The organism is Staphylococcus sp. GDH8C109P, from assembly GCF_017893405.1.
Taxonomy (GTDB): Bacteria; Bacillota; Bacilli; order Staphylococcales; family Staphylococcaceae; genus Staphylococcus; species Staphylococcus cohnii.
On the sequence record NZ_JAESMX010000019.1, the window covers coordinates 273,488 to 296,393 of the forward strand.

19 protein-coding genes and 1 pseudogene are annotated in these 22,906 nt (G+C 32.1%); 4 read left to right on the forward strand and 16 right to left on the reverse strand.

Going from position 1 to position 22,906, the window contains the following annotated elements; all coding sequences use genetic code 11:
• Positions 1-8 precede the first annotated feature (8 nt).
• The 4 genes from pepF to spxA form a co-directional block, all read right to left on the reverse strand.
• Complete coding sequence (gene pepF / locus KA867_RS10900; protein ID WP_210138025.1) at positions 9-1,817, reverse strand: oligoendopeptidase F; 1,809 nt, start codon at positions 1,815-1,817, stop codon at positions 9-11.
• Positions 1,818-1,865: 48 nt separating this feature from the next.
• Positions 1,866-2,873 carry a competence protein CoiA gene (locus KA867_RS10905; protein WP_210138026.1) on the reverse strand — a complete coding sequence of 336 codons (1,008 nt, stop codon included), beginning with the start codon at positions 2,871-2,873 and terminating at the stop codon, positions 1,866-1,868.
• A gap of 184 nt (positions 2,874-3,057) precedes the next feature.
• Positions 3,058-3,774, reverse strand: a complete 717-nt coding sequence (gene mecA / locus KA867_RS10910; RefSeq protein WP_210138027.1) for an adaptor protein MecA — start codon at positions 3,772-3,774, stop codon at positions 3,058-3,060.
• Positions 3,775-4,086: 312 nt separating this feature from the next.
• Positions 4,087-4,482: a transcriptional regulator SpxA gene (spxA, locus tag KA867_RS10915; RefSeq protein ID WP_040030144.1), complete on the reverse strand. Its 396-nt coding sequence runs from the start codon at positions 4,480-4,482 to the stop codon at positions 4,087-4,089.
• A 302-nt stretch (positions 4,483-4,784) separates the two neighbouring features.
• On the opposite strand from spxA, the gene trpS reads away from it, so the two are divergent.
• Entirely contained in the window at positions 4,785-5,774 is a 990-nt protein-coding gene (gene trpS / locus KA867_RS10920; protein WP_210138028.1) for a tryptophan--tRNA ligase, read from the forward strand.
• A gap of 327 nt (positions 5,775-6,101) precedes the next feature.
• Here trpS and KA867_RS10925 read toward each other — a convergent pair whose 3' ends face one another.
• Genes KA867_RS10925 through opp3b form a run of 5 tightly spaced genes read right to left on the reverse strand, consistent with a single transcriptional unit; the run spans position 6,102 to position 11,797 of the window.
• Complete coding sequence (locus KA867_RS10925; protein WP_210138029.1) at positions 6,102-7,751, reverse strand: peptide ABC transporter substrate-binding protein; 1,650 nt, start codon at positions 7,749-7,751, stop codon at positions 6,102-6,104.
• 17 nt (positions 7,752-7,768) lie between these two features.
• Positions 7,769-8,710: an ABC transporter ATP-binding protein gene (locus tag KA867_RS10930; protein WP_210138070.1), complete on the reverse strand. Its 942-nt coding sequence runs from the start codon at positions 8,708-8,710 to the stop codon at positions 7,769-7,771.
• Entirely contained in the window at positions 8,700-9,785 is a 1,086-nt protein-coding gene (locus KA867_RS10935; protein WP_210138030.1) for an ABC transporter ATP-binding protein, read from the reverse strand. The genes KA867_RS10930 and KA867_RS10935 overlap by 11 nt, the downstream gene beginning before the upstream one ends.
• An 18-nt stretch (positions 9,786-9,803) precedes the next feature.
• Complete coding sequence (gene opp3C, locus KA867_RS10940; protein WP_210138031.1) at positions 9,804-10,871, reverse strand: oligopeptide ABC transporter permease; 1,068 nt, start codon at positions 10,869-10,871, stop codon at positions 9,804-9,806.
• Positions 10,871-11,797: an oligopeptide ABC transporter permease gene (gene opp3b, locus KA867_RS10945; RefSeq protein WP_210138032.1), complete on the reverse strand. Its 927-nt coding sequence runs from the start codon at positions 11,795-11,797 to the stop codon at positions 10,871-10,873. The genes opp3C and opp3b overlap by 1 nt, the downstream gene beginning before the upstream one ends.
• Before the next feature lie 244 nt (positions 11,798-12,041).
• On the opposite strand from opp3b, the gene KA867_RS10950 reads away from it, so the two are divergent.
• On the forward strand, positions 12,042-12,416 hold the full coding sequence (locus KA867_RS10950) for a DUF3899 domain-containing protein (protein ID WP_210138033.1): 375 nt from the start codon (positions 12,042-12,044) through the stop codon (positions 12,414-12,416).
• Between the two features lie 36 nt (positions 12,417-12,452).
• Here KA867_RS10950 and KA867_RS13480 read toward each other — a convergent pair whose 3' ends face one another.
• The 4 genes from KA867_RS13480 to KA867_RS10965 form a co-directional block, all read right to left on the reverse strand.
• Positions 12,453-13,013 carry an MFS transporter gene (locus KA867_RS13480; RefSeq protein WP_245355965.1) on the reverse strand — a complete coding sequence of 187 codons (561 nt, stop codon included), beginning with the start codon at positions 13,011-13,013 and terminating at the stop codon, positions 12,453-12,455.
• Positions 13,014-13,063: 50 nt separating this feature from the next.
• Positions 13,064-13,702: an MFS transporter gene (locus KA867_RS13485; RefSeq protein ID WP_245355966.1), complete on the reverse strand. Its 639-nt coding sequence runs from the start codon at positions 13,700-13,702 to the stop codon at positions 13,064-13,066.
• A gap of 241 nt (positions 13,703-13,943) precedes the next feature.
• On the reverse strand, positions 13,944-15,188 hold the full coding sequence (fabF, locus tag KA867_RS10960) for a beta-ketoacyl-ACP synthase II (RefSeq protein ID WP_210138034.1): 1,245 nt from the start codon (positions 15,186-15,188) through the stop codon (positions 13,944-13,946).
• Between the two features lie 11 nt (positions 15,189-15,199).
• Positions 15,200-16,141, reverse strand: coding sequence for a beta-ketoacyl-ACP synthase III (locus KA867_RS10965; protein WP_210138035.1), 942 nt, complete (start codon positions 16,139-16,141; stop codon positions 15,200-15,202).
• Between the two features lie 228 nt (positions 16,142-16,369).
• On the opposite strand from KA867_RS10965, the gene KA867_RS10970 reads away from it, so the two are divergent.
• Positions 16,370-16,564 (forward strand): YjzD family protein, encoded by a 195-nt coding sequence (locus KA867_RS10970; RefSeq protein WP_210138036.1) that lies wholly within the window; start codon positions 16,370-16,372, stop codon positions 16,562-16,564.
• A 276-nt stretch (positions 16,565-16,840) separates the two neighbouring features.
• Here the strand turns inward: KA867_RS10970 and clpB are convergent, their stop codons facing one another.
• Positions 16,841-19,450, reverse strand: coding sequence for an ATP-dependent chaperone ClpB (gene clpB / locus KA867_RS10975; RefSeq protein ID WP_210138037.1), 2,610 nt, complete (start codon positions 19,448-19,450; stop codon positions 16,841-16,843).
• A gap of 319 nt (positions 19,451-19,769) precedes the next feature.
• Here clpB and KA867_RS10980 point away from each other — a divergent pair, with 319 nt between their 5' ends.
• Complete coding sequence (locus KA867_RS10980) at positions 19,770-20,189, forward strand: nuclear transport factor 2 family protein (RefSeq protein ID WP_210138038.1); 420 nt, start codon at positions 19,770-19,772, stop codon at positions 20,187-20,189.
• 285 nt (positions 20,190-20,474) lie between these two features.
• Here the strand turns inward: KA867_RS10980 and KA867_RS10985 are convergent.
• Together KA867_RS10985 and KA867_RS10990 are read right to left on the reverse strand one after the other, a co-directional pair.
• Positions 20,475-22,298, reverse strand: a pseudogene (locus KA867_RS10985) (acyltransferase family protein).
• Between the two features lie 229 nt (positions 22,299-22,527).
• Entirely contained in the window at positions 22,528-22,836 is a 309-nt protein-coding gene (locus tag KA867_RS10990) for a metal-sulfur cluster assembly factor (RefSeq protein ID WP_019469047.1), read from the reverse strand.
• Positions 22,837-22,906: the final 70 nt, after the last annotated feature.

The following is a 22,906-nucleotide window of genomic DNA, read 5'->3' on the forward strand; positions in this document are numbered from 1 at the left end:
CATTCATACTAAGCTTTCATTAACTTTTCAAAAGCGTCTAATTTTTGTTCAAATACTTGGCAAGCTTGTTCAATTGGTTCGGGTGTTGTCATATCTACACCAGCATTTTTCAAGATTTCAATAGGATAATTTGAACTACCTTTTTTCAAGAATTCATTAATATATCGCTCAACAGCCGGTTTACCTTCTGTTAAAATTTGATGACTTAAACTTTGTGCTGCACTGTATCCGGTTGCATATTGATACACATAATAATTCATATAAAAGTGTGGTATTCTAGACCATTCTTTACTAATATTTTCATCTGTTTCAACAGAATCTCCAAAATATTTTCTGTTGAGATCTGCATATTCTTCATTCATTCGGTTAGCAGTTAATGGTTCTCCAGCTTCTTCTATTTGATGGATTTTATGTTCAAACTCTGCGAACATTGTTTGTCTAAATAGTGTTGCACGGAAACGTTCAAGTTCTTGATTTAATAGAAGTAATCTGCGCTTGTCGTCTAAATGCTTATCCATATAGTCACTTAATAATGCCTCATTACAAGTTGATGCGACTTCTGCAACAAAAATAGTGTAATCACTTAAATTAGATGGTTGATTTTGACGGCTAAAGTAGCTATGTGCTGAATGGCCAAATTCATGTACTAAGGTATATAAGTCAGAAACTGTATTTGACCAATTCAGTAATATAAACGGATTCGTTAAATGAGCACCTGAAGAGTATCCACCAGAACGTTTACCTTTATTTTCAAAGACATCTACCCATCGATGGTTCAAACCTTCTTCTACAACTTTCATATATTCTTCACCCATAGGTTGTAATGCTTTCAACATCCAATCTTTAGCTTCTTCGTAAGGCATTTCAAACTTAATATCTTTAACAAGGGGTGTATATACATCATACATTTTCATATCATCTAAGCCTAATAGTTCTTTGCGTAATTTAGTATAACGATGCAGTAAAGGTAAGTATTTATGAACTGTTTTCACTAAATTATCATAAACTGCTTCTGGAATGTGGTTATTACTCAAAGCAGCTTCTCTTGCCGTTTTATAATTATGTGTTCTAGCATTAAAGACGCTTTTCTTAACTTCTCCAGCTAGTGTCGCACTTAGTGTATTGTTATAAGCACCATATGCCTTATATAAATTTTCATATGCAGATTGACGTAATATGCGATCATCTGATTCCAAACACTTGATAAATGTTCCTTGTGTTAATGCGTGTCTTTGACCTTCACTATCTATTGCATCTTCAAATTCTAAGTCTGCATTGCTAAACATGCCATATACGTTGTCAGGTGTAGACAATGCATCTTGCGCCTCTGTCAATAATCTTTCTTTATCAGCACTTAATACGTGCGGTCTCTTTTCATTAATTAATTTTAAATCAAATTTATAACGTTTCAAATCATCATTTTCATCAATAAATCTTTGAATCGTTGCTTCATCTATTTGTAGAATTTCAGGTACTAAAAAACTCCATGCTGAGCTGAATTTTATAATTAATTGATGTGCTCTGGATTCATAACCTGTGTATTTATCATTCACCGTATCTTGATCTTGTTTTAAATGGGCATACACATATACTTTTTCTAATTTAGAACCTAATTCATCTTCTAATGCTAATGCATTATATAGTGTCGATGAGCTATCAGCTAAATGACCGACATATTGTTGTTCTTCACCTATATTATTTTCAACATCTTTAAATGCATCTTCAAAAGCATTATCAGATTCAAAGATGGTAGATAAATCCCAAGTATATTCTGGATATTGACGTTCTTGCTCTTCTCTTGTTAATTGTTGTGTCATAATATCTAGTAAACCTCCTATAAAGTCTATTAGTATAATTTTCTCACGTCATAGCCATTTTTGCACGCTATAACACCCATGATTATAATAGAATTGTTTGAATTTTTGAACAATGCTATAACATATTTTTGTTTTATCTGTTTCACTATTATAAAATTGGTTTAATTCTAGTAGTTGTATAAATTGTGTCATATTAAAAGTGTTCGTTTGCCACATATATATAAGTTGTAATTGCCAATACACAGGATGGGACTTAATATACATTTGTTCTGGATAAATGATTCCTAGATATTTACCTACCCATTCATCAGTTAACTTTAAATTATACATCACACTTAAACTTGGTTCTAAAACTGAATGTGTCTTACGACATAGACTTAAATAACGTCTTATAGCACTTTTTGATAATTTTAACGTTTGTGTTGTAGCATGATAACCATGTTTTAACTGAAATTGATTAACTAAATATTCTAATGGTATATCATACCTTTTCGCAATAAATTGTTGTCCTCCTATAAAATTAATCACTTTATAACCAAAAAGAACTTCATGTGTTGTATCCCATGATAATAACAACCTATTATAAATATTAATAAAATTTCTTTCGTATTTTGATAAGTATACAATGCTATTATTTTTATTATATTTTACATTTTTTATTATCCAATAAACTTTATAACCAGCATTTTGTAAAGCTTTACTGCGCCTTGAAATACATGCTAACGTTATTTTTGAAAATTGTATTTCGAATGCAATTTCATCATCAATGATTAAATCAGGATATTGGTAACTTTGTGATACATATGGTTCAATGCTGACTTTATGATTTAAATCTTTTAGCTGTTGAGCAATGCGGTATTTCAACTTATAGTGTGCTTGTGATTCATTTTTATGGCAATATAAACGATCATTACGAACATGCGCAAAATGAGGCGTATAGTATGCCCCCTTTTTTAATAACACTTTCCCTTTACAAAATGGGCAACGGTAGTTTTTACTTTTTATTGCATTTTTTGCCCAGACGGTCTGGTTTTGATCATTGTTTGCGTATAACATTTCGTCACCTCATATAATTACACGCAGGAAGTCATCAAGTTACTATCACTTTATTTAAGAAAAAAACATTATTAATACAAAAAGCCATAAGTTAACAATTAACTTATGGCTCAGTATCTAAATAATATTACTAATTAAATCATGACCAGTATTGATAATAATTTATATTAGTTTTTAATCATCATTATTCATTTGTATCAGGAAAATAACGACGTACTTGTGAAGCGACGTTATGACTCATAATAATTTTTGCATAATCATTTAAATATACTTCTGATTTATCAGTAGGATATGCGAACTCAAGTAATTGACTGTAACTATCGTTAATTGTTTCTTGTCCAACTGTTTCATCAAAGTGAACAGCGTAGTAATATACATTATTAAGACTATATAATAAATCTTCAAACTCATCTACGCTTTGATTATTATGGTAGGCATAATCAATTACTTCTTCTAAGTCATTAAATCTAACTATAACAGTACGCGTATTTTGTGGTTTACGTTTGTTGCGTTCTTGATCTTGTTGCGTTTCTTTTTGTTGTTGACGTTGTTCAAATAAATCCTCTAAACTATCATCTTGCTCAAATGTTTGTGATAATAAATCATTAACTTGATGATCTAATTGATCATTGTCTTCATCAGACATATTGATAAGATCTTCGTTTTTAGATTTAGAAATCGTTACTTCAACACCTTTTTCAAAAGCATGTACTTGAATCCATAAAGGGCCTTCTACAACAAAATCTTCTTCTTCATTGATTTCTTCCATCATGTTCCAAAAGAATTCTTCTCCACGTTTGCGATTAGTCCATAAATCTTCACGTTTAAAGCCTCTTGCTTCTATATCACTATATGTTATAAATAGTTTAACGGTAGTGTCGTCAACTCGCTCTATTCTCATATCATCTCACTCCTTACAGTCGATGAATAGTAATCATTATTGTATTAGAACGTAGTAAGAATTACAATTAATTTGTTTGATTAATTTTTACTATTTTCTATTTGGTCTCTTATAATAACATATACCCTTATAAAAGGCCAAAAAACAGCACTTTCTATAGAGTGCTGTTTGAATTCAGTCAATAATCATTCACAATTGAATAATCGATTTGCTTGACGTAAGTATATATTTATCTGTTACGGTAAATACAACAAAACCACAAAGCAATATCACAATAACATTACTTTATGGCTTAATCGCTCTATTTATAAATTAATCAACCATACGTTGCGCTTCTTGCAATTGGAACGTACGTACTTTTCTAGGTAAAAAACGTCTAATTTCGTCTTCATTATAACCAACTTGTAAACGTTTATCATCTAAGATAATTGGACGTCTTAATAAACCTGGGTTATCTTGGATAATTGAATATAAGTCTTGAAGTGGTAAAGCATCAATATCTACATTTAATTTTTGATAAGTTTTAGAACGAGTAGATATGATTTCGTCTGTTCCATCTTCAGTCATTTTTAAAATTTGTTTGATTTCATCAATTGTTAAGTGTTCTGAAAAAATGTTACGCTCCGTATACGGAATGTCATGTTCTTGTAACCATGCTTTCGCTTTACGGCAAGATGTGCAACTTGGTGAAGTAAATAATGTTACCATACATCTCACTCTCCTATTTTTCATGAATATAAATTCATTAGATTTCAATTTTATATGATTAAGAAATTATAAAGTATTTTTATCTCTCTTAACCTTACAATTAAAGTATACCCTATCAACATTAAAATTAAATGAGAATTCTCTAATTTTTTTAAAAAATTTCAAATAAGCTTAATTCCCAATCAACTTAGTTAGAAATATTGATATGTATACAGTTTAACATAACTTACAAATGATTGAAATACTGTTATACTATTACTAAAGTATATAAACTAAATTATTATAAAGGTAGGCATCAAAAAATGGAAACTTTATTTTCTGGTATCCAACCTAGCGGTATTCCAACGCTTGGTAACTATATTGGTGCGTTGAAGCAATTTGGTGAAGTCCAAGACGATTATGATTGTTTCTTCTGCATCGTGGATCAACATGCGATTACAATTCCACAAGACCGATTAAAACTACGTAAACAAACAAGACAGCTAGCAGCAATTTATTTAGCATCAGGCATTGACCCAGAAAAATCAACATTATTCATACAATCTGAGGTGCCGGCGCACGTGCAAGCGAGCTGGATGTTAACAACTATTTCATCGATTGGTGAATTAGAACGCATGACACAATTTAAAGATAAAGCAGTAAAACAAACTGAAGGCATACCTGCAGGGTTACTTACATATCCACCATTAATGGCAGCAGATATCGTCATTTATAACACAAATATCGTTCCTGTTGGAGACGATCAAAAACAACATATTGAATTAACTAGAAATTTAGTAGATCGATTCAATTCACGTTACAATGATGTACTTGTAAAACCAGAAATACGCATGCCAAAAGTTGGCGGTCGTGTTATGAGTTTACAGGATCCAACGAAAAAAATGAGTAAAAGTGACGACAACCAAAAAAATTATATCTCGTTATTAGATGAGCCAAATGTGGGTGCCAAAAAAATAAGAAGTGCAGTAACGGATTCAGATGGCATTATTAAATTTGACCGTGATAATAAACCTGGCATTTCAAATTTATTATCTATTTATTCAAGTTTAACAGACAAAACGATTGATGAACTCCAAACACAATATAAAGATTCTAACTATGGTGAATTTAAATCAGATTTAGCTGAAATTGTGAAAGACTTTTTAATTCAGTTCCAAGAAAAATATGAATATTATTTCAACTCTGATGAATTAGATACGATTTTAGATAATGGAAGAGATAAAGCTCAAAAAGCTTCATTTAAAACGTTGAAAAAAATGGAAAAAGCGATGGGCTTAGGCCGAAAAAGATAATCTATAAAATCATAGTGGAGATTGACATAAATCTCATTTAAAAAAATACTAATCCATTTGATGTGGATTAGTATTTTTTTAAACTCTTATGATGTTTAAGTTAATCTGCTAATGATTTATACCTACAAGTTCCACTCAAATGCCCTTGTTAGTTTTAGCAAATTACATTATCGTTAAATGTCAATTCTACTGAAGGAAAATAATAGTGCTATAAGAACAAAAATCCTTGTTATCAAAGAAAACGTCACTCTCTATATAACGACATAGAAAGTGACGTATTTTCATTATTTCAATAAGTTGTACTCAAATTTCATTTTTTACTTCTTTTTATTTCTTTTCGCCTGTTTCACGGTCAATTGATTTATCAATTTTCACTTCTTTTAACGATGTATCGCCGCCGATTTGGTGATAAATTAACCCTTTAACTTGAGGATTAGTTAAGTGTGCTTCACCTTTTTGATAAACAGGTGCTACTGGCGCATCATTGAGTAATAGTTCTTCCGCTTTTTTCATTGCTGCGTTACGTTCTTCAGGTTTTTTCAATAATTTACCATTTGCATCTTTAATAAGTTGGTCATATTTTTTGCTACTCCATGCAGTGTTATTTTGCGAATTACCTGTAGTCATAATATTTAAGAATGACAATGGGTCTGGATAATCCGGCCCCCAACCTGATAACGATGCTTCAAACGTTTCAGAAGACTCTTGATTTAAACGTTGTTTAAATGGTAATTGTTTAATCTTCAAAGTAACACCTGGCAACGTACTTTCTACTTGTGCTTTAATATATTCAGCAGAAATCTTTGCATCTGGTGTATCTTCAGTATTCATCGTAAATGTTAAATTTTTAATACCTAAATCTTTTTTTGCTTTTTCAAAATGTTGTTTGGCCGCTTTAGGATTATAAGTCAGTGGTGAATCTATGGAGTCAGCAAAGTCTTTACCATCTGGTGTTTCTGCCGTTAATTTAGCAGTAAATCCATCTGTCGCTTCTGAACCATTATTTTTTACTGAATTCACATACCCCTCTTTATTGATAGATTGTGCAATGGCTAACCTCAAATCTTTATTTTTAAATTCTGGTACGTTGTCTTGATTCATTTTAATATAAAACGTACTAGCCAATAAACGTTTTTTTAATCCTGGATTATCTTGATATTTATCCACCTGATCTGCAGTAATGGTTGTATCATCTACAGAACCAGTGTCATAAAGTGATGCACCTGCTTGCTGATCTTTTAACACTTTATAATTTACACGGTCTAATTGAACTTTTTCTTTGTCCCAATAATCTTCATTTTTAACTAACTGAATTTTATCTTCAACTTTCCAATTTTTAACTTTAAATGGACCATTAAAGACTGTTTTATCTGCAGTTGTAGCATATTGCTCGCCATTCTTTTTCACAACTTTTTCATTTTGTGGCATAAATGCTCCAAAAGCAAACATTTCATTAATATATGGGATTGGTTTTGTTAATTCAACTTTCAATGTATGATCATTCAAAGCTGTAACACCTAATTTATCAACATCTTTTTTCCCCATATTAATGTCTTCAGCATTTTTAATATCATACATTATGTAAGCATATTCAGCAGCTGTTTCTGGATTAACAACTCTTTTCCAAGCATATTCAAAATCATGAGCTGTAACAGGGTCACCGTTGGACCACTTAGCATCTTTACGCAGTTTAATAGTCAATGTCTTTCCACCATTACTCTTCTCTGGCATCTCTTTAGCAACACCTGGTTGAGCTTTATCATTTTTATCTAATGTATATAAACCTTCATACACTTGGTTATATATATCAAACGATACAGTATCAGTGGCTAAGGCAGTATCCAAAGAAGAAATATCTTGTGATATCACTTTTCTAAATACTTGTCCTTTATCCGAGTAAATACCTTCAGCACTACTACATCCCGCAGCGATTACCGTTAAAGCTAATAAAACTACAAATAGTTTGATCCTTTTCATATTAATCCCCCTTTCCCTTATACTGATGGCGCTTGTATTTGAGATTTTAATGTTTCTGCTTCCTCATCCGTAGTAAATACAAAATGGTCTGGTTGTATTTCATTTAAAGACCGTTGATCGTTTTTAGACGTGTCTTCTTTATACACTGTTCTTTTTCGCGAACGCTCACTTTCAGGATCTGGTTGTGGTACTGCTGAAAGTAATGATTTCGTATAAGGATGTAACGGATGATTATATATTTCATCTGCAGAACCTAATTCGACAATCTTACCAAAATGCATAACTGCAATTCTGTCTGAAATATATTTCACCATCGAAAGGTCATGAGCAATAAATAGAAATGTAATATTGTGTTCTCTTTGCAACTTTAATAACAAATTGACAACTTGTGCTTGTATTGAAACATCTAACGCTGAAATCGGTTCATCTGCAATAATAAATTCTGGTTCTACTGCTAATGCACGAGCAATACCGATACGTTGTCTTTGACCACCTGAAAATTCATGTGGATAACGATTGGCATGTTCTTTACTAAGTCCCACCGTTTCTAATAAATCATAAACTCTTCTTTTACGATCTTTTGTCCCACTAGCAAGCTTATGAATATCAATCCCTTCTGCCACTATATCCATGACTTTCAACCTTGGATTTAATGAAGCATAGGGGTCTTGGAAAATCATTTGCATCTTTTTATTAAACTTCAAAGAATCTTTACGATTTTTTATTTTTTGAATGTCTACACCGTCATAAAGAATTTCTCCACTCGTTACATCATTGAGTTTAATAATGGCTTTACCAGTAGTAGATTTCCCACAACCAGATTCACCAACTAATCCAAATGTTTCCCCTTTATAAATATCAAATGAAATATTTTCAATTGCACGTACTTCACTACGCTTACCTTCATTAAAATATTGCTTAACATTTTTCACTTGTAAAAGTATATCTTTATTTTGCATCATCAAACGCCACCCTTTCTACCTGTTGCGGCTTATCGTAATTATTAGGCATCTTACGTAAACGTTTTTTTACCATTTCTGGTGGTTCAACATGAGGTGCGCGTTCATCAAGTAACCAAGACTTTACAAAATGTGTATCAGAAATTTTGAACCATGGTGGTGGAGTTTTAAAGTCTACATCTAATGCATATTGGCTACGTTCAGCAAACGCATCTCCTTTAGGCGGGTGTAATAAATCTGGTGGTGTACCTGGAATAGCTAATAACGCTGTATCTGTACCAGTTGTCAGATCAGGCATCGATGATAATAATCCCCAAGTATATGGATGTTTTGGGTCATAAAATATTTCATCTACATCTCCTGTTTCAACCATTTGTCCTCCATACATAACAGCTACTCTATTAGCTATATTAGCAACAACACCTAAATCGTGTGTGATAAAAATGATTGAAGTACTTATTTTGCTTTGTAATTCTCTCATCAATTCTAATATTTGTGCTTGCATCGTTACATCAAGTGCAGTAGTTGGCTCATCTGCAATTAATACTTTAGGTTCACATGCAAGTGCTGTCGCAATGACTATCCTTTGTCTTTGTCCACCTGAGAATTGATGCGGATAAGCATTAAAACGTTTTTCAGCATTTGGTAAACCGACAAGATTCAATATTTCTAACGCTCTTTTCTTCGCATTTACTTTATTGTAATTTCTATGTTTCATTAATGGCTCCATGACTTGCTTCCCTATTTTCATTGTAGGATTTAACGAAGTCATTGGATCTTGAAATATCATAGAAATATCTTTACCTCGTAATTTAATCAATTCTTCTTCTGATTTTTTAGCTAAGTCTTCACCTAAGAAATTAATAACACCTTTTTTTATTCTTCCAGTATCGCCTTGGAATAATTTTGTAATAGCTTTTGTTGTCACTGATTTCCCTGAACCTGATTCACCAACAATCGCCAACGTTTCTCCTTTATCAAGAAAGAAATCCACGCCACGTACTGCCTGCACTTCCCCTGCGTCAATATCAAAGGAAACATGCAAATCGTTCACTTCTAATATTCTTTCTGACATAAAATGTTGCCCCCTTTTTTATTTACGCATTTTCGGATCAAATGCATCGCGTAATCCATCACTAAATAGATAGAAGAATAGTATTAATAAACTCAAAATAATAGCCGGAATAAATAATTCATGTGGATGAATCAATAACATTGCTCGACCTTCATTTACGAGTGACCCAAGAGAAGTTCTTGGCGCTGGTACCCCAATACCAATAAAGCTTAAGAATGCTTCGAAGAAGATTGCATTCGGTACTGTAAACATAGATGTAACTACAATAACCCCTAAAGTATTAGGTAATATGTGCTTAAATATTAATTTAAGTTTAGATGCACCTAGTGTTTTGGATGCTAATACAAATTCTTGGCCTTTTAATTTTAAGAATTCCCCTCTGACTACACGGCTCATGCCAATCCAACCTGTGATAGCCATCGCTAATATAATCGTCCATATAGATGGTTCAAAGATTAACACGAATAAAATAACAACAATCAACGTTGGGATAGATGCAACAATTTCAATAATACGCTGCATCACATTATCAATACGCCCCCCAAAAAATCCTGAAATCGCGCCATATATAACACCTATAAAAATATCAAGCAGTGCTGCAACAACACCGATGAATAGTGATACTTGTGCACCTTGCCAAGTACGAGACCATAAATCTCTACCTAATTGATCTGTACCAAACCAAAAGTTCTCTTTCACTCCAGCTTCTTTATACGCGTCTTTACCTTGAGCACCTTCGCCATCAAATGGTAAAAATGAAATTTGATCTAGTACAGGTATTTTAGCTGGTAAGTTACGTCTTTCAACATCTTGTTCAGCATAGTCATGCGCACTAAATAATGGTCCAATTAACGCTAAAATAATGATAATAATTAACCCTATCATACCAACTACCGCTAATTTATTACGCTTTAATTGTGACCAGGCATCCTGCCAAAAGTTTTTACTTTCTCGCTGTATTTCAGGCTCTTTTTCAATATCATTGTTACTTCTAATAAAATCTGATGCTGGTATTGCTTCTGAGGTATGTGACATAACTGCATTTGAATAATCTTGATTTAAATTTTCATTTTTATTATCAGCCATTATTTTTCACCTCCTTGTACACGTATACGTGGATCAATAACACCATATAATATATCTACAAGGAAAATAGAAACTATAAATAGTGTACTGAATAAAATAGTTGTCGCCATAATTACTGGGAAATCATTCGTGGTAATCGATCTTACGAATTGATCCCCTAACCCTGGCACACCAAAAATATTTTCAATTGTCAAAGTACCTGTTAATATACTCGCCAACATTGGCACAATAATTGTAATTACTGGAATCAAGGCATTTCTTAATGCATGTCCAAATAATACTCTCATTGTTGAATTACCTTTGGCACGTGCAAGTAAAATATAATCTGAACTCAACACTTCTATCATTTCTGCTCTTATGTATCTTGCTACCGTCGCTAAAACTGCTGCTGATAGTGCTAAAGATGGTAACACTGCTGTTGAAATACCTTCCCAACCTGCTACTGGGAACCATTGCAATCTTACTGAAAATACATATTGTAATAAAACAGCTAACACGAATGATGGTACCGATACCGCTATAACTGAAATTACTGTAGCTGTATAGTCAGCCCAGGTGTTTTGCCGGACTGCTGCAATGACCCCTAAAATCAGACCGAGTATGACCCCAATCACCATCGCTGTTAAACCCATTTCTAAAGATGGTAATAACCTTGGTTTGATTAAATCCCAAACTGGCTGGTTATCATATTGGAATGAGTTACCAAAGTCCCCCGTAACAACATTCTTTAAATAACTCGCATACTGAACTGGTACTGGGTCATTCAAACCATATTTTTCATTTAGAATTTGCTTTTGTTCTTCATTTAATTTTTCATCGTTAAATGGTGAACCTGGCATAAGTTTCATCAAGAAAAATGTAATGGTAATGATAATGAATAATGACAAAAACATATAACCCAATCGCTTTAAAACATATTTAAGCATATCGTATCCCCCTTTGAATCGAATTAAACATTCCCTTCACAATATTCAGAATATTTAATAACATTATACGTTTAGTTAAGATTTTAATCAATATTCTATTGCTTTACTTTATTAAAGAAATTAAAAATTAATTAATTTTTAACTTCTAATTAAATACTGTTGTTAACGAATTTATAGTAATTTTTATTCATTTTTTAGTTAACTTAAGTTACAATTAATTTAATTCTTTTTAGGGGGCGCCAACATGAAATATTTAAAGCACCTAGTAATTTTTTTACTTTTTACACCCATCATTTCATTTATTTTATGGCTATTTTCAAACCATACTTGGATAAACTTTATTAATACTTTATTTTATGTCTCTATGCTCTTAGCAATTGTCTTTTTTGTCATTTTGATCGTGCAAGAAGGCATTTTAGATCCCACGAGTTTTGGTTTTAGAAGGTTAAAATACCAATTGACAAGAAAGAAACATAGAAGTGCGTTTGAAAATGATGAATTTTTTAAACCTACCCAACCTAAAAAAGATTTTTACATTGTCTCTTCTTGGGTAAAAATTGCTTTTCTTTGTAATCTCATTTATGTCATTATCTCTATTTTCATATCATTTGCTATATAAAAAGACTGGATTAGAAATTGTGTTTAATAACAATAGCTAATCCAGCCTTTTTTGTTTACGACTATCAATGTTGGGATTATAGAAAAGAGCATAATATAGTAAGACAAATCCTAATAAAACAATGACTGCCACATAAATCGACATCATCCATGGCAATATAAATGCGCCAATAATAAGCCCAAAACGTGCTAAAATATTTCCACCGTAAAATGAAACCATTGCAAATGTGCTATACGTACTACGTTTATCTTCAGGAATCATTAAGAATCGTTGCGCATTTTGGATAGGTGAATATATTAATTCTCCTATCGTCGCTATAATTGAAAACAAACACAAAATCCAAAACGATGTTGCAGATGTCAAAATACTGTATCCTAATGTATACAAAACAATCCCAATCATAAATGCAATTCTAGTTGAAGTCGTTGCGACAATTCTGTTGACAGTAAATGTTAAAGTGGCGACAACTACTGTGTTAATAATCATAATGACCGTGAACATTCTGACACCATCTATATAAAAGCCCAAAATAGATAATGGTTCAAAAGCATCTTTCAATCTTACCACGACATAAGAATTTAAACTTAATTCAGCCATAATGACCATCATATAACCTAAATTTAGCATCATATAATATTTGTCTTTAACTACATCTCGGTAACTATCAAAAAATGTTTAAACTTAGTCGTAACATCGTCCTTTTTACTAATGACTTGTTTAACATCATAATACTTCTCAAATAAATACCAACTCACTAACATTGCGATAAAGAAGAGGATAAATAATAAATGTTTATGTCCCAAATATAACAATGCACCTAGTGCCATACCGATAGCCGTACCAATATTGAACATCCAATAATTGAGTTGGTATACATATTCTCTAACATCTTCATAAATAGCATCCATAATTGCCGCTTCAAATATAGGTTCACTTGCAGCAAACAATAATTGAAAGATAAACACAGCAATGCAAAAAATGAGTAAGCCAACGCCATTCATAGTAACTGTAATACTTAGAATAATTAAGCAAATTGCGTATAAACAATGGATGTAATTCACTGTTTTCTTCCTATTATAATTATCACCTAAATATCCACCTAAGAAAGACACTATAAAACTCACTATAATATTTATAATTAAAAACGTCCCTGCAAAAACTGCGTTCACTTTACTTGTTAAATAAAGTGCTATAAAAGGCATGATTGCCTGACTTGCAATAATCAAGATAAAATCTGCAATCATTCGTGTTTTCAAAGTTGTTGATAAAGATGAGAAGCGTTTCATCTTGACTGCCTCCTTTCAACCTAAATATAAAGCACATTATACATTAGGTGTACGTCATAAATATACAAAATACCAAATTTAATTATGTATTTTACTATTAATTATTTGTATTATTAATTTTTAATACTTTATACAGTCCAAAGCTTATTTATAAAATTTCCGTATCTGTTTCATAAATTTAGCCAAAAATAAATAAGGCTGGACAAATGAATTGTCTCAGCCTTTAACATTACATATTATTTTAGTCGCTAAATTTTTTCAAAACAAGCACGGCGTTATGGCCACCAAATCCTAGACTATTACTCATTGCATAAGTAATATCTAAGTCTTCAGCTTTATTAGGAACGATGTCTAAATCACATTCTGGGTCTGGAGATTTAGCATGGATAGTTGGTGCGATACGTCCATCTCTAATAGATAAGGCAGAAAAGATTGCTTCTAAACCACCAGTTGCACCTAATAAGTGACCAGTCATTGATTTTGTAGAGCTAATTTTTAAATTTTTAGCTGCGTCACCAAATGTATTTTTAATCGCTTGAATTTCAGTTAAATCACCTACTGGCGTACTTGTGCCATGCGCATTTAAATACTGTATATCTTGGGCCTCAATGCCAGCATCATCAATCGCAGCTTGCATTGCACGTGAGCCGCCTTCACCTTCTGGTGCTGGCGCAGTAATATGATAAGCATCACCTGTTGAACCATAACCAACTACTTCAGCATAAATTTCTGCACCACGTGCTTTTGCTGATTCTAATGATTCAAGTACAACAATACCTGCACCTTCACCCATCACAAAGCCATCACGACCTTCTTGGAATGGTCGACAAGCTGTTTCCTTATCTTCATTCGTTGTTAAGGCACGGCTTGCACTAAAGCCAGCTATAGCCATATGTGTGATTGGTGCTTCTGTACCTCCGGTAACCATAGCATCAGCGTCACCACGTTGGATAATCTTGAAAGCTTCTCCAATAGAGTTTGTACCTGTTGCACATGCTGTAACAGTAGCACCATTAGGACCTTTTGCACCTAAATCTATAGATACTTGGCCTGTAGCCATATCTGGAATTAACATCGGTACAAAGAAAGGACTCACACGTCTAGGACCACGCTCTAACAATTGACTATGTGATAATTCGAATGTTTCCATGCCTCCGATACCAGAGCCAATCCAAACACCAATTCTATCGGCAGTGTTTTCATTAATTTCTAGTTTTGCATCATTGACCGCTTCTCTTGCAGCAACTACTGCATACTGTGTGAATCGGTCCATACGACGTGCTTCTTTTTTATCTATATGATCTTCAATATCAAAATCTTTTAATTCACCAGCTAAATGAACTTTATATGCTGACGTATCTAAACGTGTTATTTCGTCTATACCACTAACACCATTTAGTGCATTTTTCCATGAAGTTTTTGCATCATTACCGATTGGAGATAAAACACCCATACCAGTAATTACAACGCGATGTTCCTTGCTCATAAATTATCCTCCTATTTTCCCCATCTTATAGTTACAGCACCCCAAGTAAGACCACCACCGAATCCTACAAGTACTAAAACATCATCATCTTTAATTTTACCATTTTCTAATTCTTGTGCGATACTTAAAGGAATTGAAGCTGCAGAAGTATTACCAAATTTATCAACTGAGACGCTCATTTTTTCTTTTGGTATACCTAATCTTTCTCTTGCAGATTCCATAATTCTAATATTAGCTTGATGTGGTACAAACATATCGATATCGTTTGGTTCTAAATTTGCTTTTGCAACTGCATTATTTGAAGCTTCACCCATGATTCTAACAGCAAATTTAAACACTTCTCGTCCATTCATAAATATCTTACCATTTTCTGGATTTAAATATAAATATTCTCCTCCAGAACCGTCTGATCCAAGTTCATAACTTAAAATGCCTCGGCCTTCAGACACTTCACCGATAACTACTGCACCAGCACCATCACCAAATAATATAGCTGTTGAACGGTCAGTGTAATCTGTGATTTTAGATAATTTATCTGCGCCTACAACTAAAATATTTTTATAATCACCTGATTGTACGAATTGTTTAGCATTGATCATTGCATACATGAAACCACTACATGCAGCTAACTGATCCATAGAAGCAACTTTTCCGATTCCAAGTCTATCTTGTAATATATTAGCTACAGTTGGAAACGGAAAATCTCCTGTAGATGTCGCAACAATAATCATATCTATATCAGTTGGTTCTATACCAGCATCATTGATAGCCTTAACACTTGCTTGATAAGCTAAATCAGAAGTCTCTTCATCTTCCTCAGCCCATCTTCTTTCTTTAATACCTGTCATTTTTGAAATCCATTCATCTGAAGTTTCTAAAAATGATTCAAAATAGGCATTCTCTACTACTTTTTCAGGCGCATATGCACCGAAACCTTTAATACCCACGTTCATGGTTGTACACCTTCTTAATAATTTTTTAATACCAGGTATTAATTTAACATAATATATATTTCCAATACAAGAACTTCACCTAGTATACTCATTAAAATCACATTATTTATTATAATTTATCGTAAATGTTAGCACAATTAAAATCTATACTTTATAAGTTACTACTATACAAATACTACTTTCTTATTTATAATAAAGTTATATATATTAAATTGGAGGCATTACATAATGAAATACCTCGCAGTGTTATTTTGGTCTATTGTCTTATTACAAATGGTGAATTTCGTACTTAACAGTCTTTCAGGTGGGGGCGCACTTAATTTAATCACCCCTGTTATTGGTGCTATTGTATTTACAATCATTGTCGTATTATTTGACTTGATTATTAAACCTTCAAAGCATGAGACGAAAGAACAACATTAAATTTTTATCACATACAAATAAAAAGTTCAGAACGTAAGATATCTCGAACTAACAAAAAATGACAATTTCTTAGTTTTTAAATAGAAATTGTCATTTTTTACTACATCCTATCGCAAATAATCTATATGCCATGACTGTTTTGCATTGATACAATTTGTTAATTAACACTTTGAACATTCAAAATTAATATAATAATAGCCCGTAAAAGAACTACTTCAGTTCACTTACGGGCTTATTTTATGAGGTTTGATATCTCAAGTACTATTTATTTTCAGTTTATATTATTTCTGGTCTGATTTCTTCAAATGTTAAACCATCATCCGATAAATCTATTTTTATTAACGTACCTTCTGGTAAATTTTCTTTAATCATTTTGCGTGCAAGTGGTGTTTCAATTTGTCTTTGAACAAATCTTTTTAGCGGTCTTGCACCAAATTGAGGTTCATATGCCTCTTCACCTAACCATGCTTTAGCTTTATCAGAAACATCAATGGAAATACGTTGTTCCATCAATCTAATGTTTAATTGTGTTAAAATTTTATCAACAATTAAACTCATATCATTTACGGATAATGGTTTAAACAAGACGATGTCATCCATACGATTTATGATTTCTGGCTTGAAGTATTGATTTAAACTATTCATTACTGCTTTTTCTGTTGATTCAGTAATCACACCTGTATCTTTTACATTTTCTAATAATATTTGTGAACCAATATTACTAGTCATGATAATAATAGTATTTTTGAAATCTACTTCTCGTCCTTGTGAATCAGTTAAACGACCTTCTTCTAATATTTGTAACAACACGTTAAACACATCTGAATGTGCTTTTTCTATTTCATCTAACAAAATAACTGAATAAGGATTACGACGAACTGATTCTGTCAGTTGACCACCCTCTTCATGACCAACATAGCCAGGAGGAGCACCTATTAAGCGAGAGACAGAGTGTTTTTCCATATATTCACTCATATCAATACGAATCATATGTTTTTCTGAATCAAATAAAGTTGATGCTAATGATTTTGCTAATTCTGTTTTACCTACACCTGTTGGACCTAAGAATAAGAAGCTACCAATTGGTCTATTAGGATCTTTAATTCCAGCACGCGCTCTGACAACTGCATCAGCAACTAGATCTACAGCTTTATCTTGACCTACAACACGTTCATGAAGTATATCAGATAAGTTTAGGAGTTTCTCTCTTTCGGTTTCAACTAATTTTGATACTGGAATGCCTGTCCAAGAACTAACAATATCGCCAATTTCTTCATCAGTAACAATTTCACGAATGATGCGATCATTGTCTTCATTTTGTTCATTTTGGAAAGCGTCTTCTAATTCACGTAATTCTTTTTCTAGTTGCGGAATTTTACCGTGCTGTAATTCAGCTGCTTTTTCTAAATTGTAGTTATTTTCAGCATCTTCTAAAGCTTTTCGACTTTCATCTAATTCTGAACGTTTCTCTTGCAATTTAGCTATTTTTTCTTTTTCTTCTTCAACACGTGATTGAATAGAACTTTGTTTTTCCTTTTCGTTTGCTAGTTCTTCTTGTAGCTCTTGTAAACGTTGTTTACTGGCATTATCAGATTCATTTTTCAATGCTGACTCTTCAATTTCTAACTGCATAACACGACGATTCACTTGATCCAATTCTGTTGGATTTGAGCCCATTTCAGTACGTATCGTCGCACATGCTTGGTCTACTAAATCTATTGCCTTATCTGGTAAAAACCGATCAGTAATATAGCGGTCTGATAATTCAGCTGCTGCTACTAATGCTTTATCCTGTATACGAACACCGTGATATACTTCGTAACGTTCTTTTAAACCACGTAAAATAGAAATGGTATCTTCTACATTAGGTTCAGATACATTTACTTTTTGAAAACGACGTTCTAAAGCTGAATCTTTTTCAATATATTCTCTATATTCATTTAAAGTTGTCGCACCAATACAATGTAGTTCCCCACGAGCCAACATTGGTTTAAGCATATTACCTGCATCCATAGCACCTTCAGTTTTACCAGCACCTACGAGCATATGAATTTCATCAATAAACAAAATAATTCTTCCGTCTGATTCTTTGACTTCTTTAAGTACTGCTTTCAATCTTTCTTCGAATTCGCCACGATATTTTGCACCTGCTACAAGTGCACTTAAATCAAGTTCAAAAATTGTTTTATCTAACAATGATTCTGGTACGTCTTTACGTACGATACGTTGCGCTAATCCTTCTACAATTGCTGTTTTACCTACACCAGGCTCACCTATCAAGACCGGGTTGTTTTTTGTTTTTCTACTTAATATACGGATTGAATTACGAATTTCTTCGTCACGTCCAATGACAGGGTCCATGTTACCTTGACGCACTTCTTCGACTAAATCACGTCCGTATTTTTCTAAAGCTTCATAATTTGCTTCTGGATTTTGTGATGTCACGCGATTGCCTCCTCTAACTTTTTTTATAATTTCCTCTATTACTTCTTTTTTATTTGCCACAAATTGTTTGGTCGTATCATCTATATCCATTGCAGCTAATACGATATGTTCCATGGATATATATTCATCTTCATATTTTTTCATATAAGTTTCAGCTTTATTTAATAAATTGTTAGCATTTTGACTTATATATTGACCATATTGAACATTGTCTCCTTGGACCGATGGATATTTTTTAAGTTTTTCTTTATATGATTGATCTAATTTTTCTGTATCAATATGCGCTCTATCGAAAATACTTTTAAATAAACTTTCATTTTCTGTTAATGCCGCTGATAATACAGCTTCAATTTCAATATTTTGATTTTCATTTGTTTTAGCTAATTCAATTGCATTCTGTAATACACTTTGAACTGCATAGGTCATTTGATTTATATCCAAATTGATTCACCTCACCATTTAATGATTGATCAATAAAGTAAGTTTGACTTTGACTTTCTTTGACCTTATCTATATTATATTACGCTTCTTGACAAGAATCAACAATAAAGGGTTCGTTTTTTAATTATTTTTAACAGTTTTAAAAGCTTAGCAGCATATCATAACTTTTCCCAACACTCATTTGTTAAAACATCCATATAGATTACATTATAAACGCTAAATTGATAGTAATCTTTATACTTCCAACAATAGCACTTATCTCATTACGATAAAGTTATGTTAGCATTAATGTAAATATACAACACTGGAGGTTAAATATATGAATAACGTAATCAAAAGACCAACGCCGCCGTTTAATAAACAGACAGCTTTAGAAAAAGTAAAATTGGCGCAAGATGCCTGGAATACCAGAGATCCTGAAAAAGTATGTCTTGCATATACACAAGATTCACAATGGAGAAATCGTAGTGAGTTTTTTGAAGGTCGAGAAGCAATCAAATCTTTTTTATATAGAAAATGGCGCAAAGAACTTCATTACAAATTGATGAAGGAATTATGGTGTTACACCGACAACCGTATTTCAGTTAGATTTGAATATGAATGGTATGATATCTCTACAAATCAATGGATGCGTACACATGGTAATGAGCATTGGGAATTTAATAACAACGGCCTTATGACGAAAAGAGATATGAGTGCAAATGATTACCCAATCAATGAGCGTGATAGAAAATATTAAGTCTACTTTACCTAACGATTGCAACTCATAAATTATAAATACTTGTCATTTAATATATTCTCAACTTAATACGAGTACAGACTTAGTAAAAGGTTATTAATATCGTTTCAAAACGTATAAAGACGATTGTGAATTTCGAATGCATTTTCATTTAAAACACAAATAAATTCAAACGAAAGTTTTTCAAAAAATATATCTATAAAAAAGCAAACGCCAATTTCAATTGAAATTGGCGTTTATGTGTAATCAAACTATATTAATAACGTGTTTCTCTGATCTTTTGATTTATTTTGAATCGCTTGCTATATGTTTTAAAATCTCATCTGTTAAAGCCTCTACACCTTTTGTTTCTAAATGAATACCGTCTGGCGCAAAATATTCCGTATGATCTTCAGAGCGTTTGTACCAATCAATAAGCGTTACATTTTTATGTGCTTTAGCGGCATCTGTCATCAATTTATTCACGTGACTTTCATAACTTCTCGGAACGCGTGTATTCACTAAATAAATTTGTGCATTTCCGAATTTATTGATTAATGTATCTAATTGTTCTTTACTAAAGTCACCATTTGTACCTAGTTCTAGCACAATTTTATCAGTGCTTTTATTAAATGATTGATAATGTTTTTCTACAAGTGGTGCAACATCATATAGATTGCGTCCAACTTCACCATCAATTTTTGCGTTTGGTACCCTTTTTTTAAAATTTTCACCTATATCAACCATCACTGAGTCACCAATGAGCAATGGTTTAATATTTGTATATACTTCTGATGTTGTTGTTTTTTTAGCATTTGATTTATCAAAAAAGTTTACTTCATCAATTGGTATCGGCCGCACTAATTGTTTATCAAATTCATCTGTTTTAAACGTTGTTTTTTTATTCGTAATCATATCTTTTCCTAATTTATCAAAACTACCTGCTAAAACAAATAAGCTTGGAATCATAAATATTAATAAAACAACTGTTCTGACTAACGGTAATTTTTTATTTAATTTTATAGAAAATGCTTTGAAACCTTTTTTTCTAAAAGGTGTTTCAATATAGCGGTACGAGAGTTCAGCTAAAATGATTGTCAATATGATATCTAAAAAGTACACATAATTCGGTAATTGCCCAGCAACATAATATGAATGTACAAAACTAATCACTGGAAAATGCCATAAATACAAACTATAAGATCTCTTACCAATCATAACAAAAATAGGATTACCGATAATTTTAGCAAAATAACCTGATGGATGAACAGCACTCATTATGACAAATAACGTCATTGCAGATATTAAGTAAAATCCACCATTATAAATCCAATCACTATTGTCATTAACTTTACAAAAAAGTAAAAGTAAGCTAAAAATACCAAAAACACCAATACCATCTATGATATGCGTTAGTGCCTTTTGAGGATTTTTCTTCAACTTGAATGGTGGCCATAAAAACGCTAGTATAACACCCAATAACATTGTTTGAAGTCTCGTATCTGTACCAAAATAAACTCGAGAATGAGATATATGCGGTTGTGAAATGATAATCATCACAAGTAAAGAAATTAATGAAATTATCCAAAATATTAAAACAACATTGCGGTATTTTTTTAATGCTAATAAAAGGAATATAAAAAGGATTGGGAATACAATGTAAAATTGTTCTTCAATCGCTAAGGACCATAAATGTTTTAATGGCATAAAAGCAAATTGCTCAAAATAATTTACATCTGAAGCGATGTACCACCAATTAGAAAAATAAAAAATTGCTGCTATTGCATCCTTTTTTATATTAACAATTTCTTCTGGTTTTAATACCAATGTTGCTACTACTACAACAAATACTAAAGTTAGTACTGCAGGTATCAATCTTTTGAAACGTCGTACCCAAAAGTTTTTTAAATTAATTATCCCTGTTTCTTCATATTCTTTTAAAAGTAAGCTCGTAATTAAATATCCAGAAATAACAAAAAATGTATCAACACCTAAAAATCCACCAGTTAACTATTGCTTATTTAGATGGTAAATAATAATACCAATTACTGCAATTGCCCTTAAACCATCCAAACCAGGCATATACCGCGTATTACGTTTCACACGATTATTTTCAAGATTATTGTTCATTTCTCCACAAACTTTCCTAAAATTACGTTAACATCTAATTTATTTACCTAGCTATTGTAATATTAATGTAATACAACTGCAATTATTTTAATGAATTGAACGATAGAAATTAAAAATTTTAAAATAGCCTGACATAAAGCATACACATATCTTTTCAAATAAAAAAACTAGCTTAAGTTAGCAATACATATCAAACGTATTGCTACTTAAACTAGTTATCTATTTTTTATTAACCTATACCAAGCGCAATTTTAGCATAACGTGACATCATTTCTTTACTCCATGGTGGACTCCAAACAATATTTACTTCTGTGTCTGAAATCTCAGGAATTTCTGCTAAGACCATTTTTACTTGGTTCATAATTTGTGGTCCAAGCGGACAACCCATAGAAGTTAATGTCATTTCTACTGTACATAAGCCTTCATCATCAACATCTACATTATATACTAAACCTAAGTTTACGATATCGATTCCTAACTCAGGGTCAATTACCATCTCTAAAGCATTTAGTATGCTATCTTTTAATCCTTCGTCCATACATCTCACCTCTTCGTATTTAATCATACTAACAATATATCAAATATCTTACAAAACGCCAATAAAATGC